The sequence below is a fragment of the Pseudomonas sp. R3-41 genome (assembly GCF_054161485.1).
This window is the reverse complement of record NZ_CP096421.1, coordinates 5,055,869-5,068,731: the sequence shown is the minus strand read 5'-3', so window position 1 is coordinate 5,068,731 and position 12,863 is coordinate 5,055,869. Positions and strand designations below refer to the sequence as shown.

Below are 12,863 nucleotides of genomic sequence, written 5' to 3'. Positions count from 1 at the left end.
CCGCTGAGCTCTGTAGGAGCTGGCGAAGCCTGCGATCTTTTGATCTTTCGCTTGGGATTCAAGTGTCTGGGGAAAGATCGCAGCCTCGTTGCACTCGACAGCTCCTACACAGCTCCTACAAAGTCGAGCGGGAGCAAGGTCCCTCGCCACGGAAGAAGGGCTAAGCCACCGTCTGGCTATGAGGAAACAACAGATCCACAAAACGCTCGGCGGTGGGCTGGGGTTCGTGGTTGGCTAAACCTGCGCGTTCGTTGGCTTCGATGAACACATACTCGGGTTGATCGGCCGCCGGCACCAGCAGGTCGAGGCCGACCATGGGGATGTCCAGCGCCCGCGCGGCACGCACCGCCGCATCGGCAAGGGTCGGATGCAGGATACCGGTGACATCCTCCAGGACGCCGCCGGTATGAAGGTTCGCTGTACGGCGTACGAACAGGTGCTCTCCGGCCGGCAGGACGCTGTCGTAGTCGTACCCCGCCGCATTGAGGGTGCGCAGGGTCTCGGCGTCCATCGGTATCTTGCTTTCACCCCCCGTAGCGGCCTGCCGTCGGCGGCTCTGGGCTTCGATCAGGGCCCCGATGGTGTGCCGGCCGTCGCCGATCACCTCCGCCGGGCGCCGGATCGCCGCGGCCACCACTTCAAAGCCGATCACCAGGATGCGCAGGTCCAGCCCTTCGTGGAAGCTCTCCAGCAGCACCCGGCTATCGAACTGCCGAGCCGCTTCAATGGCGCTCTGCACCTCCTCGATAGTGCGCAAGTCCACCGCCACGCCTTGGCCCTGCTCACCGTCCAGCGGCTTGACCACCACCCGTTCGTGCTCATCGAGAAACGCCAGGTTGTCATCGGCGTTCCCCACCAGCTGTTGCGCCGGCAGGTTCAGGCCGGCGTTTTTCAGCACCTTGTGGGTCAGGCTTTTGTTCTGGCACAGGGTCATGCTGATGGCGCTGGTCAGGTCGCTCAGGGACTCGCGGCAGCGCACCCGGCGGCTGCCGTGGACCAGGGTGAACAAGCCGGCCTCGGCATCGTCCACCTGCACTTCGATGCCGCGCCGGTGAGCTTCTTCGACGATGATCCGCGCATACGGATTGAACTCCGCCTCGGGGCCGGGCCCAAGGAACAACGGCTGGTTGATGCCGTTCTTGCGCTTGATGGCGAAGGTCGAGAGGTTGCGAAAGCCGAGTTTGGCGTAGAGATTTTTTGCCTGGCGATTGTCGTGCAGCACCGACAGGTCGAGGTAGCTCAAGCCACGGCTCATGAAATGCTCGATAAGGTGACGCACCAGCACCTCGCCGACACCGGGTCGCGGGCATTGCGGATCGACGGCCAGGCACCAGAGGCTGCTGCCGTTTTCCGGGTCGTTGAAGGCCTTCTGATGATTCAGGCCCATGACGCTGCCGATCACCGCACCGGTATCGTCGTCTTCAGCCAGCCAGTACACCGGTCCGCCTTCGTGACGCGGGGTCAGTCGCAGCGGGTCGATGGGCAGCATGCCCCGGGCCTGGTAGAGCTGGTTGATGGCCTGCCAGTCGGTCTCGCTCTGGGCGCGGCGAATGCGGAAGCCGCGAAACACCCGGGTGGACTGGCGATAGTCGCTGAACCACAGGCGCAAGGTGTCGGACGGATCGAGGAACAATTGCGCCGGTTCCAGCCCCAGCACCTGCTGGGGCGCGGCCACGTACAAGGCAATGTCGCGTTCGCCGGGTTGTTCGTTGAGCAGTTCCCGGGCCAGGCACGCCGCGTCCGGGAAGGTGTGGCCGATCAGCAGTCGGCCCCAGCCGCAATGCACCGCGATCGGGTCGGCGCCCAATTCGCTGCCGTCTTCGGCCAGGCGTGCCTGCAGGCGTTCATAGGAGGGCGCCTGGCCGCGCAAGAGGCGTTGGTTGTGAACAGTTGCGTGAGGTTTCATCGATCAAATTCCTTGCTCGCTGAGCCACAGGTTCAGCGCCGCCAGTTGCCATAGTCGCGAACCGCGCAACGGCGTGAGTTGCCCGTTGGGGTCGGTGAGCAGGCGGTCGAGCATGGCTGGGTTGAACAGGCCGCGATCCTGGCTCGGATCCAGCAGCAGTTCGCGAACCCAGGCCAGGGTGTCGCCTTCCAGGTGCTTGAGGCCCGGCACCGGGAAATAGCCTTTCTTGCGGTCGATCACTTCGCTGGGAATCACCCGTCGGGCGGCTTCCTTGAGCACCTGCTTGCCGCCATCGGGCAACTTGAATTTCGCCGGGACCCGGGCCGAGAGTTCCACCAGGCGATAGTCGAGAAACGGTGTGCGCGCTTCCAGGCCCCAGGCCATGGTCATGTTGTCGACGCGCTTGACCGGGTCGTCCACCAGCATCACGGTGCTGTCCAGGCGCAGGGCCTTGTCCACCGCGGCATCGGCGCCGGGTTGGGCGAAATGCTCCTTGACGAAGTCCCCGGCCGCGTCGTTGGCCGTCAACCAGTTGGGCTGCACAGTGGCGGCATATTCTGCGTAACTGCGGTCGAAGAATGCCGCGCGATAGGCGGCGTACGGATCGCTGGCGCCGTCGACCTGCGGGTACCAGTGATAACCGGCGAACAGCTCATCCGCGCCTTGGCCGCTTTGCACCACTTTGCAATGCTTGGCGACTTCCCGCGACAGTAGGTAGAAGGCGATGCAGTCGTGGCTGACCATCGGCTCGCTCATGGCGCGGAACGCGGCGGGCAGTTGCTCGATGATCTCTTTTTCGTCGATGCGCAGTTGGTGGTGGCGAGTGCCGTAGTGCTTGGCGATCAGGTCCGAATATTGGAATTCGTCACCGCGCTCGCCGCCGGCATCCTGGAAACCGATGGAGAATGTCGACAAGTCCTCGACGCCGACTTCCCGCAACAGGCCCACCAACATACTTGAGTCGACGCCGCCGGACAGCAGCACGCCGACGTCGACGGCGGCGCGCTGGCGAATGGCAACCGCTTCGCGGGTGCTGTCGAGAACGCGATCGATCCAGTCTTCCAGATTCAGGTGCTGTTCGTCGGCGCGAGGGCCGTAGGGCAGGGTCCACCAGGTTTTCTGCTCGGTGGTGCCGTCGGCTTCGATGCGCATCCAGGTGGCGGGCGGCAGTTTTTCAACACCGGCCAACAAGGTGCGGGGCGCCGGGACCACCGCGTGGAAATTCAGGTAATGGTTGAGGGCCACCGGATCGAGCATCGGATTGATGTCGCCGCCCTTGAGCAGCGCCGGCAATGCCGAGGCGAAGCGCAGGCGCTGGCCGGTGCGCGACAGGTACAGCGGCTTGACGCCGAGGCGGTCGCGGGCGATGAACAGCCGCTTGGCATCACGCTCCCAAATGGCGAAGGCGAACATGCCGTTGAGTTTGGGCAGCAGCGCTTCGCCCCAGGCGTGGTAACCCTTGAGCAGCACTTCGGTGTCGCCACCGGAATAGAAGGTGTAGCCCAGGCCTTCCAGCTCGGTGCGAAGCTCCGGGTAGTTGTAGATCGCGCCGTTGAAGGCCAGCGACAGGCCCAATTGATTGTCGATCATCGGCTGGGCCGAGCCGTCCGACAGGTCCATGATTTTCAGGCGTCGGTGGCCGAGGGCAATCGGTCCCTGGCTATGAAAACCCCAGGCATCAGGGCCGCGAGGGGCCAGGTGATGGGTGATTCGCTCTACGGCCGCAAGGTCCGCAGGTTGTTGATCGAAACGTAACTCTCCAGCTAATCCGCACATAAGTCCTTACCGGTGTTTCCGTTGGGGAGGGGTCAAGCAGCACGCGCCGAAAGGGCGGGTACTCTGAAACTGACCGGAGGGATTGCTGTGAGTTTTAGATCAATGCGTTATAAGCCGGCGGGGTGGGGCCCGTTTGGTCTGCTGCATGACTGAAGAATAGAGCGAAACCTGTGGGAGCGAGCCTGCTCGCGATTGCGGTAGATCAGTTGGTATCTAAGCGACTGACACACCGCAATCGCGAGCAGGCTCGCTCCCACCGTTGATTTTCATCGACCGCAGAAATGATGCGTCTGGCACAGGCTCTTTGTGGGAGTGGGCTTGCTCGCGATGGCGGTGGATCAGTCGGCATCTTAGTTGGCTGACACATCGCTATCGCGAGCAAGCTCAGCTCCCACAGGGTTTGTGGCGGGTCATCCATCTGTGTCAGGTCTTGCCCCGAATCAAGGCCCGCAACGCGAACCGGTTCGGATGGCAGGCCTCGGCCACGCTGCGGGGCAGTGGCAGGGGTTCGTTGTCCAGCCAGGCGGCGATCAGTTCGCCCGACAGGGGCGCGGTGATCAGGCCGCGGGAACCGTGGCCGCTGTTGATGTACAGGCCATCGAGCCATGGGCAGGGGGCGTCCGGCACTTGGCGTGCATCTTTGCCCAGGGCAGCGTAGGCCTCGGTGAAGGCCTGGCGCTCGGCCAGCGGTCCGACAATCGGCAGGTAATCGGGGCTGGTGCAACGAAACGCCGCGCGGCCTTCGAGGTGGTGCGGGTCCAGGGTGCCAGCATCCAGGCGCTCCACCAAGTCGTGGGAGATCTCTTCGAGCATCTGCAGATTGCCGGCATGCTCGGCAGCGGTGGGGGTCAGGTCGTCGCTATTGAAATCGAAACTGGCGCCCAGGGTATGTTCGCCCAGCCGTGGCGGCGCCACATAACCTTCGGCGCAGACCACCGTCGCCAGGCTCTGGCTGCGGCGGGTTTGCGGCAACCGCGTGATCTGCCCGCGAATGCGCTTGAGCGGCAGACCAGCGGCAGGTTCGAAGCGTTTGATCTCGGCAGCGCTGGCGAGGATCACCACTGGCGCACTGGCCAGGCAGCGTTCGCCGTCCCATGCCAGCCATTGGCCGTCGACTCGGCGCAGGTGCAGCACGTCATGATGGGTTCGCACATCAATGGCGGGCTCCGAAGCTTGCCAGCGACACAGCGCCGGCGGATGCACCCAACCGCCTTCGGGATAAAACAAGCCACCACAGGCCAGGCCGATGCCGGCGCGAACCTGGGCCTCGGACTGATCCAGTGAATGCAGCAAGTCCGCTGGGAACGCCTCGGCCAGTTGCGCCTGGCGCTCGGCTTCCTTGCTGTTGAAGGCCAGTTGCAAGACGCCGCAGGCATCCCAGTCAACGCCGCGTTGCAGTTGCTCCAGCACACGGCGGGTGTAGCCGAAGCCGCTGAGGATCATCTGCGACAACGCCGTGCCATGGGCCGACAATTTGAGGTACAGCACGCCTTGGGGATTGCCGGACGCTTCCTCGGCCAACCCGGCATGACGCTCCAGCAGCGTCACCTGCCAACCACGGGCGGCGAGGCTCGCCGCGCTGGCGCACCCGGCCAGGCCGCCGCCGATGACCAAGGCCCGACGCTCGCCGGTGGGCGGCAAGGGGCGGGCATACCAGGGTTTTGCCAGGGACGGCGCGGGTGTCTGCTCGGGCCAGCCAAGAAACACGCCGCGCAGGATTTCCCATTTATGGCCAATGCCGGGCGTGCGCTTCATCTTGAAGCCCGCCGCGTTCAGCAACCGCCGAACCCAACCGGTGCTGGTGAAGGTACTGAGGGTCGCGCCGGGTGCGGCCAGCCGGGCCAGTTCGGCGAACAGCTCGGCGGTCCACATCTCGGGGTTCCTGGCCGGCGCAAAACCGTCGAGGAACCAGGCGTCGATCTGCCCGTCCAGCTGCGGCAACTGCTCCAGGGCATCGCCGATCAACAAGGTCAGCGTCACCCGGCCATTGGCCAGGACCAAGCGCTGGAAACCCTGGTGGATCGCCACGTACTGCTCAAGCAATTGTTCCGCTTGAAGGCTCAGTTGCGGCCACAGGGCAAGGGCCCGGCGCAAGTCTTCGGGGCTCAAGGGATACTTCTCGACGCTGACGAAGTGCAGCCGAGCGCCTGCTGGCGCGCACTGTTCGAACAATTGCCAGGCGCAGAGAAAATTCAAGCCGGTGCCAAACCCGGTCTCGCCGATCACCAGCCGCCCGCCAGCGGCCAGCGCAGCGAAGCGCTCGGCCAGGTTGTTCTGCTCGAGGAACACATAACGGGTTTCATCCAGGCCCGACTGATCGGAAAAATACACATCGTCGAACACCCGCGAACGCGGGCGCCCCTGATCATCCCAGTCGAGTTGGGCGTGTTGCTGGATGGGCGTCATGGCAGGCTCGGTCAAAACTGAGCGGCCATTCTAGCCGATCGGTATCGGCTTGCTTGACCCATCGCAACAGAGCGCGCATCTGAATGGAATCTGCTGCACAGGGCCGCATCCAATCCGCTAGTCTTGAGCCATCCTTGGAAGGAGCTGCCCATGTTTGAATCCGCTGAAATCGGCCATGTGATCGATAAAGACACCTTTGAGGCCAAGGTGCCGGCCCTGCGTGAAGCGCTGCTGGAAGCGCAGTTCGAGTTGCAGCAGCAGGGCCGGTTTCCGGTCATCGTGTTGATCAACGGCATCGAAGGCGCGGGCAAGGGCGAGACGGTGAAGTTGCTCAACGAATGGATGGACCCGCGGCTGATCGAGGTGCGCACTTTCGACCAGCAGACCGACGAGGAGCTGGCGCGGCCTCCCGCATGGCGCTATTGGCGGATGCTGCCGGCCAAGGGGCGCATGGGGATTTTCTTCGGCAACTGGTACAGCCAGATGCTGCAAGGTCGGGTCCATGGCGAGTTCAAGGACCCGCGGCTCGACCAGGCGATCGCCGGTGCCGAGCGCCTGGAAAAAATGCTCTGCGATGAAGGCGCGCTGATCTTCAAGTTCTGGTTCCACCTCTCCAAGAAGCAGATGAAGGCTCGGCTCAAGGGGCTCAAGGATGACCCGCTGCACAGCTGGCGCATCAGCCCGCTGGACTGGCAGCAGTCCCAGACCTACGACAAGTTCGTCAAATACGGCGAGCGTGTGCTGCGCCGCACCAGTCGCGACTACGCGCCGTGGCATGTCATCGAAGGCATGGACAGCTGTTATCGCAGCCTCACCGTCGGGCGGATCCTGCTCGACGGCTTGCGACAGGCCCTGGACCGGTCGAAGATCAAGCCGCAAAAGGTCAACGTGGCGCCGTTGCCTGCGCTGGACGGCCAGGTCACGCTGCTCGACAGCCTGGACATGACCCGCCGCCTGGACAAGGCCGACTACGAAGAGCAACTGATCACCGAGCAGGCGCGGTTCGCCGGCCTGCTGCGGGATAAACGCATGCGCCAGCATGCCTTGGTCGCGGTGTTCGAAGGCAATGACGCGGCAGGCAAGGGCGGGGCGATCCGACGGGTTGCGGCGGCCCTGGACCCGCGCCAATACAGCATCGTGCCGATTGCCGCCCCCACGGAAGAAGAGCGCGCCCACCCCTACATGTGGCGGTTCTGGCGGCATATTCCTGCCCGCGGCAAGTTCACCATGTTCGACCGTTCCTGGTATGGCCGGGTGTTGGTGGAGCGGGTCGAAGGGTTTTGCAGCCAGGCCGACTGGCTGCGGGCCTACGGGGAAATCAACGACTTCGAGGAGCAGATCGCCGACGCCGGTGTGGTGGTGGTCAAGTTCTGGCTGGCCATCGACAAGGAAACCCAGCTGGAGCGGTTCCAGGAGCGCGAGGAAATCCCGTTCAAGCGTTTCAAGATCACCGAGGATGACTGGCGCAACCGCGACAAGTGGGACGCCTACCGCGCCGCAGTGTGCGACATGGTCGACCGCACCAGCACCGAGATTTCCCCCTGGACCTTGGTGGAGGCCAACGACAAGCGCTGGGCGCGGGTCAAGGTACTGCGCACCCTTAACCAGGCATTGGAGGCGGCTTTCGAGCGCAGCGCAAAACAGGCTCGCAAGAAGAAGCGCTAGGGCGATGGGTACGCATACGCGAGGTGAATGATTGTCGCGGTCGGTTATCCAGTGGATCTATGCTCGATTCACTCTCAACCGACCAGAACAATGAGGTACAGCCATGCGTGAAGTGGTGATCGTCGACAGCGTACGGACCGGCCTGGCCAAGTCCTTTCGTGGCAAGTTCAACATGACCCGTCCAGACGACATGGCGGCCCATTGTGTCGATGCCTTGTTGGCGCGCAACGACATCAACCCGGCCAGCGTCGAGGATTGCATCGTCGGGGCCGGCTCCAATGAGGGCGCCCAGGGCTACAACATCGGGCGCAACGTGGCGGTGCTCTCGCGATTGGGCATCGGCACGGCCGGCATGACCCTCAACCGTTTCTGTTCCTCGGGCCTGCAAGCCATTGCCATCGCCGCCAACCAGATCGCTTCCGGTTGCAGCGACATCATTGTGGCGGGCGGTGTGGAATCCATCAGCCTGACGATGAAAAGCGTCAATACCGACAACCTGATCAACCCACTGCTCAAGGAGCAAGTGCCCGGGATTTATTTCCCCATGGGCCAGACAGCGGAGATCGTCGCTCGCCGTTACCAGGTCAGCCGCGAGGAGCAGGACCGTTACGCCTTGCAGAGCCAGCAACGCACCGCCAAGGCCCAGGCGGCGGGATTGTTCGATGATGAAATCATCCCGATGGCGGTCAAGTACCGGGTCGAGGACAAGCAGACCGGTGCGGTGCAGATTCTTGAAGGCGTGGTCGATCATGACGATTGCAACCGCCCGGACACCACCTATGAAAGCCTGGCGGGCCTGAAGCCGGTGTTCGCCGAAGACGGTTCGGTGACGGCGGGCAACTCGTCGCAGTTGTCCGACGGCGCCTCGATGACCTTGGTCATGAGCCTGGAAAAGGCCTTGGCGCTGGGGCTCAAGCCCAAGGCATTTTTCCGTGGTTTCACCGTGGCCGGTTGCGAGCCGGACGAAATGGGCATCGGCCCGGTATTTTCAGTGCCCAAGCTGCTCAAGGCCAAGGGCTTGCAGATCGCCGATATCGACCTGTGGGAACTCAACGAGGCGTTTGCTTCCCAGTGCCTGTACAGCCGCAACCGGCTGGAAATCGATCCAGAGAAATACAACGTCAACGGCGGCTCGATCTCCATCGGCCATCCGTTCGGCATGACCGGTTCGCGGCAAGTCGGGCATCTGGTGCGTGAGCTGCAACGGCGCAACCTGCGCTACGGCATCGTGACCATGTGTGTGGGCGGCGGGATGGGGGCGACGGGGTTGTTCGAGGCGGTGAGATAACCGCAAAAAGTATGCTTGCACAGAGCTTTTGTGGCGAGGGAGCTTGCTCCCGCTCGGCTGCGAAGCAGGCGCCAAACTGTCGATGCGGTTTATTGAATGGGGCAGGGGGCCGCTTCGCGACCCAGCGGGAGCAAGCTCCCTCGCCACAGGAGTACGGCGCTAGCTGGCGACCTGAGTCAGTTGCAACATCCGCTGTACATACGCTTCCACCTCCCGCAACGCCTCCTCGCGATTGGCGAACGGCCCTTCCTGGGTGCCTTCCCGGGTGTTGAAGTAAAATTCACCGTTGATGCGGCAAATCCGGTCACTGGGAAAGACCATCGCCGGGGCGAGGTCCTGGGCGCGTTTGCCAAGCATGAGGGGCTCCAAAAGGGGCGGCGGGAACAGGTTGAGTGAAGTTTAGAGGCTGGCGTGGACCGTTGCTTGGCGAGCCGATAGGCGGCCATGTGCCATGCCGGTAACCGGTTCAATTAATCCCCAACTGTTCCTGTGTTGCTCGGTCGCAGGCGCCTAGAATGGGCGTTCTTTGTCTAGGGCTTCGAGGGTTGCATGCACATATCGTCCGGTCGCTGGGTCTACGGCTTGTTCCTCGCCCTGTTGACGGCCCTGCTCTGGGGAATCCTGCCGATCAAGCTCAAGCAAGTGCTGCAAGTGATGGACCCGGTCACCGTGACCTGGTTTCGCTTGCTGGTGTCCGGCGGTTTGCTGTTCATTTATTTGGCGGCGACTCGGCGCCTGCCCAGTCGCAAGGTGCTCGGCCCGCGCGGCGGCTGGCTGGTGGCGATGGCCGTGCTCGGGCTGGTGGGCAACTACGTGTTGTACCTGATGGGCCTGAACCGCTTGAGCCCCGGCACCGCGCAACTGGTGGTGCAGATGGGGCCGATCATGTTGCTGGTCGCCAGCCTGTTCGTGTTCAAGGAGCGGTTCAGCGTGGGGCAGGGCATTGGCCTGTTGGTGTTGCTGATCGGTTTCACGCTGTTTTTCAACCAGCGCCTGGGCGAGTTGCTGACGTCCCTGAGCGAATACACCGCCGGGGTGTTGATGGTGTTGTTGGCATCGACGGTCTGGACGTTCTACGCCCTGGGCCAGAAGCAATTGTTGACGGTGTGGAATTCGCTGCAGGTGATGATGGTGATCTACCTGTTCTGCGCGCTGCTGCTCACGCCCTGGGTGCATCCGTTGGAGGCGCTGCAATTGAGCCCGCTGCAAGGCTGGTTGTTGCTCGCGTGCTGCCTCAATACCTTGATTGCCTATGGCGCGTTTGCCGAAGCCCTGGCCCATTGGGAAGCGTCGCGGGTCAGCGCGACCCTGGCGATCACGCCGCTGGTGACCTTCTCCGCAGTGGCGATGGCGGCCTGGTGGTGGCCTGATTATGTCCATGCCGAGCAGATCAACCTGCTGGGCTATGGCGGGGCGGTGCTGGTAGTGCTGGGTTCGGCGCTGGTCGCCCTGGGCCCCTCGTTGATCGCCGGGCTCAAGGCCCGACGCGAGCGTTTGGCTGTCGGGCGTTAAACCGCGTTATCGTTCTTCGCGAGCAAGCCCGCTCCCACAGGGAATCTATGTGAGCCGTAGTATTGCATACACTGAAGATCCATTGTGGGAGCGGGCTTGCTCGCGAAAGCGGCTTGGCAGGCGATGAGGATGTCGAGCCTGCCGGCCTCATCGCGAGCAGGCTCGCTCCCACAGGAGGGATGGCGTTAGCCCTGGCTACCGGCCTCCAACATATTCTCCGGCCTCACCCAGGCATCGAATTCTTCATCGGTCAGGTACCCCAGTTGCAGCGCCGCCTCGCGCAAGGTCAGCCCTTCGCCGTAGGCTTTCTTGGCGATTTCCGCTGACTTGTCGTAGCCGATATGCGGGTTCAGTGCGGTCACCAGCATCAACCCACGTTCCAGGTGCGCGGCCATCTGCTCGGCGTCCGGTTCGAGACCGGCGATGCAGTGCTGCTGGAAGTTGCTGCAGCCGTCGGCCAGCAGGCGTATCGACTGCAGCAGGTTGTGGATGATCACCGGTTTGAACACGTTCAACTGCAAATGCCCCTGGCTGGCGGCAAAACCAATGGTCACGTCGTTGCCCATGACCTGGCAGGCCAGCATCGACAAGGCTTCGCACTGGGTCGGGTTGACCTTGCCAGGCATGATGGAGCTGCCCGGTTCGTTGGCTGGCAATTTCACCTCGGCGAAGCCGGCCCGGGGGCCTGAGCCCAGCAGACGCAGGTCGTTGGCGATTTTCATCAGGGTCACGGCGAGGGTCTTCAGGGCGCCGGACAAGGAAGTCAGGGGTTCATGGCCGGCCAGCGCGGCGAACTTGTTCGGTGCGGTGACGAACGGCAGGCCCGAGAGCGCCGCCAGTTCAGCGGCAATCGCTTCGCCGAAACCATGGGGTGAATTGAGCCCGGTGCCCACGGCTGTGCCGCCCTGGGCCAGTTCGCAGACGGCCGGCAGCGCGGCGCGGATCGCCCGTTCGGCATAATCGAGCTGGGCAATGAACGCCGACAGCTCCTGGCCAAAGGTGATTGGCGTGGCATCCATCATGTGGGTGCGGCCGGTCTTGACCAGCTTCATGTGGCGCGCCGCCAGTTCCGCGAGGCCGCCGGAGAGTTCGCTGATGGCCGGCAGCAATTGCTGATGGACAGCCTGGGCGGCGGCGATGTGCATGGCGGTGGGGAAGCAGTCGTTGGAACTCTGCGAGCGGTTGACGTGGTCGTTGGGGTGCACCGGGCTCTTGCCGCCGCGGGGGTTGCCGGCCAGTTCGTTGGCGCGCCCGGCGATCACCTCGTTGACGTTCATATTGCTCTGGGTCCCGCTGCCGGTCTGCCAGACCACTAGTGGGAACTGGTCGTCGTGCTGGCCGGCGAGCACTTCGTCGGCGGCCTGTTCGATCAGGCGGGCGATGTCGGCGGGGAGGTCGCCATTGCGATCATTGACCCGCGCGGCGGCCTTCTTGATCAGTGCCAAGGCATGCAGCACCGACAGCGGCATGCGTTCGTTGCCAATGGCGAAGTTGATCATGGAACGCTGCGTCTGGGCTCCCCAGTAGGCCTCATCCGGGACTTCAACCTGGCCAAGGCTGTCGGTTTCGATACGGCTCATCGGGTCAAACTCCTTAAAGGCTGAATGCGCAGTTTAGGCCCAGATGGGCGGCACCGGTTCCCTCAATCATCGCTCAATCCAGGAGCGGTGTGTTCGCTCCGTCAATCGGACCCGACAAGCATCGGGGTTGAGGCCCGGCGTTTTTTAGGCGCAGAATGGTCGCCCTTGGGGTTTTACCTCGCCTGTAAACAAAGGAAACTCGATGACCCGTCTTCGTGCCATCTGTACCGCAGTTGCTCTGGTGTGTGCCAGCGGCCCTGTTTTCGCCGATACCGCCAGCCACAACGCCAGCGCCGAAGCGTTCCTGACCCTGGCGCACGCTGACAAACTGGGCACTCCGGTGTACATGCAAGTGCAGCAAATGTTTGCCCAGCGCTTTGAACAGACCAAGGCCCCTGAGTCGAAAAAAGCCACCCTGGAAACCTATCAGGCCAAGGCCAATGCCGCGCTGGACCAAGCCATCGGCTGGAACAAGCTCAAGCCTGACATGGTCAAGCTCTACACCAGCAACTTCAACGAGTCGGAGCTCAAGGACCTGGTGGCTTTCTACCAATCGCCATTGGGCAAGAAAGTCCTGGAAAAAATGCCACAGCTGACCCAGCAATCGGCCCAGCTGACCCAGGCCAAGCTTGAAAGCGCGGTGCCGGTGGTCAACAAGCTGCTGGCCGACATGACGGCCGAGCTCGAGCCAAAAGCCGCCGCCCCAGCCAAGAAAAAGCCGTAAGCGGAG

General features: G+C 63.1%; 9 protein-coding genes. 4 read left to right on the top strand and 5 right to left on the bottom strand.

The features are described from left to right. Positions 1–160: 160 nt before the first annotated feature. The 3 genes from ngg to mnmC all read right to left on the bottom strand — a co-directional run bounded on the left by ngg (position 161) and on the right by mnmC (position 6,088). Entirely contained in the window at positions 161–1,906 is a 1,746-nt protein-coding gene (gene ngg, locus M1D99_RS21705) for an N-acetylglutaminylglutamine synthetase (protein WP_186704700.1), read from the bottom strand. Positions 1,907–1,909: 3 nt separating this feature from the next. Beyond that, positions 1,910–3,682 carry an N-acetylglutaminylglutamine amidotransferase gene (locus M1D99_RS21700; RefSeq protein WP_186704701.1) on the bottom strand — a complete coding sequence of 591 codons (1,773 nt, stop codon included), beginning with the start codon at positions 3,680–3,682 and terminating at the stop codon, positions 1,910–1,912. A gap of 423 nt (positions 3,683–4,105) precedes the next feature. After that, entirely contained in the window at positions 4,106–6,088 is a 1,983-nt protein-coding gene (gene mnmC, locus M1D99_RS21695) for a bifunctional tRNA (5-methylaminomethyl-2-thiouridine)(34)-methyltransferase MnmD/FAD-dependent 5-carboxymethylaminomethyl-2-thiouridine(34) oxidoreductase MnmC (RefSeq protein ID WP_434571630.1), read from the bottom strand. A gap of 150 nt (positions 6,089–6,238) precedes the next feature. Here mnmC and pap point away from each other — a divergent pair, with 150 nt between their 5' ends. Both pap and M1D99_RS21685 read left to right on the top strand, forming a co-directional pair. After that, entirely contained in the window at positions 6,239–7,753 is a 1,515-nt protein-coding gene (pap, locus tag M1D99_RS21690; RefSeq protein ID WP_458130765.1) for a polyphosphate:AMP phosphotransferase, read from the top strand. Positions 7,754–7,856: 103 nt separating this feature from the next. Further along, on the top strand, positions 7,857–9,041 hold the full coding sequence (locus M1D99_RS21685; protein ID WP_434571626.1) for a thiolase family protein: 1,185 nt from the start codon (positions 7,857–7,859) through the stop codon (positions 9,039–9,041). Positions 9,042–9,200: 159 nt separating this feature from the next. Here the strand turns inward: M1D99_RS21685 and M1D99_RS21680 are convergent, their stop codons facing one another. Next, positions 9,201–9,398 carry a DUF6316 family protein gene (locus M1D99_RS21680; RefSeq protein ID WP_186704705.1) on the bottom strand — a complete coding sequence of 66 codons (198 nt, stop codon included), beginning with the start codon at positions 9,396–9,398 and terminating at the stop codon, positions 9,201–9,203. A 192-nt stretch (positions 9,399–9,590) separates the two neighbouring features. Here M1D99_RS21680 and M1D99_RS21675 point away from each other — a divergent pair, with 192 nt between their 5' ends. Beyond that, positions 9,591–10,553, top strand: coding sequence for a DMT family transporter (locus M1D99_RS21675; protein ID WP_458130764.1), 963 nt, complete (start codon positions 9,591–9,593; stop codon positions 10,551–10,553). A gap of 185 nt (positions 10,554–10,738) precedes the next feature. On the opposite strand, the gene M1D99_RS21670 is transcribed toward M1D99_RS21675, so the two are convergent. Beyond that, positions 10,739–12,133, bottom strand: coding sequence for a class II fumarate hydratase (locus M1D99_RS21670; RefSeq protein ID WP_186704707.1), 1,395 nt, complete (start codon positions 12,131–12,133; stop codon positions 10,739–10,741). Positions 12,134–12,335: 202 nt separating this feature from the next. On the opposite strand from M1D99_RS21670, the gene M1D99_RS21665 reads away from it, so the two are divergent. Beyond that, positions 12,336–12,857 carry a DUF2059 domain-containing protein gene (locus M1D99_RS21665; protein ID WP_092167494.1) on the top strand — a complete coding sequence of 174 codons (522 nt, stop codon included), beginning with the start codon at positions 12,336–12,338 and terminating at the stop codon, positions 12,855–12,857. Positions 12,858–12,863: the final 6 nt, after the last annotated feature.

What these genes read in the sequence shown, in the direction of transcription:
- mnmC (WP_434571630.1), bottom strand. Translation starts at nt 6,088, where the DNA reads ATGACGCCCATCCAGCAACACGCCCAACTCGACTGGGATGATCAGGGG.
- M1D99_RS21700 (WP_186704701.1), bottom strand. Translation starts at nt 3,682, where the DNA reads ATGTGCGGATTAGCTGGAGAGTTACGTTTCGATCAACAACCTGCGGAC.
- M1D99_RS21680 (WP_186704705.1), bottom strand. Translation starts at nt 9,398, where the DNA reads ATGCTTGGCAAACGCGCCCAGGACCTCGCCCCGGCGATGGTCTTTCCC.
- M1D99_RS21675 (WP_458130764.1), top strand. Translation starts at nt 9,591, where the DNA reads ATGCACATATCGTCCGGTCGCTGGGTCTACGGCTTGTTCCTCGCCCTG.
- pap (WP_458130765.1), top strand. Translation starts at nt 6,239, where the DNA reads ATGTTTGAATCCGCTGAAATCGGCCATGTGATCGATAAAGACACCTTT.
- M1D99_RS21670 (WP_186704707.1), bottom strand. Translation starts at nt 12,133, where the DNA reads ATGAGCCGTATCGAAACCGACAGCCTTGGCCAGGTTGAAGTCCCGGAT.
- M1D99_RS21685 (WP_434571626.1), top strand. Translation starts at nt 7,857, where the DNA reads ATGCGTGAAGTGGTGATCGTCGACAGCGTACGGACCGGCCTGGCCAAG.
- ngg (WP_186704700.1), bottom strand. Translation starts at nt 1,906, where the DNA reads ATGAAACCTCACGCAACTGTTCACAACCAACGCCTCTTGCGCGGCCAG.
- M1D99_RS21665 (WP_092167494.1), top strand. Translation starts at nt 12,336, where the DNA reads ATGACCCGTCTTCGTGCCATCTGTACCGCAGTTGCTCTGGTGTGTGCC.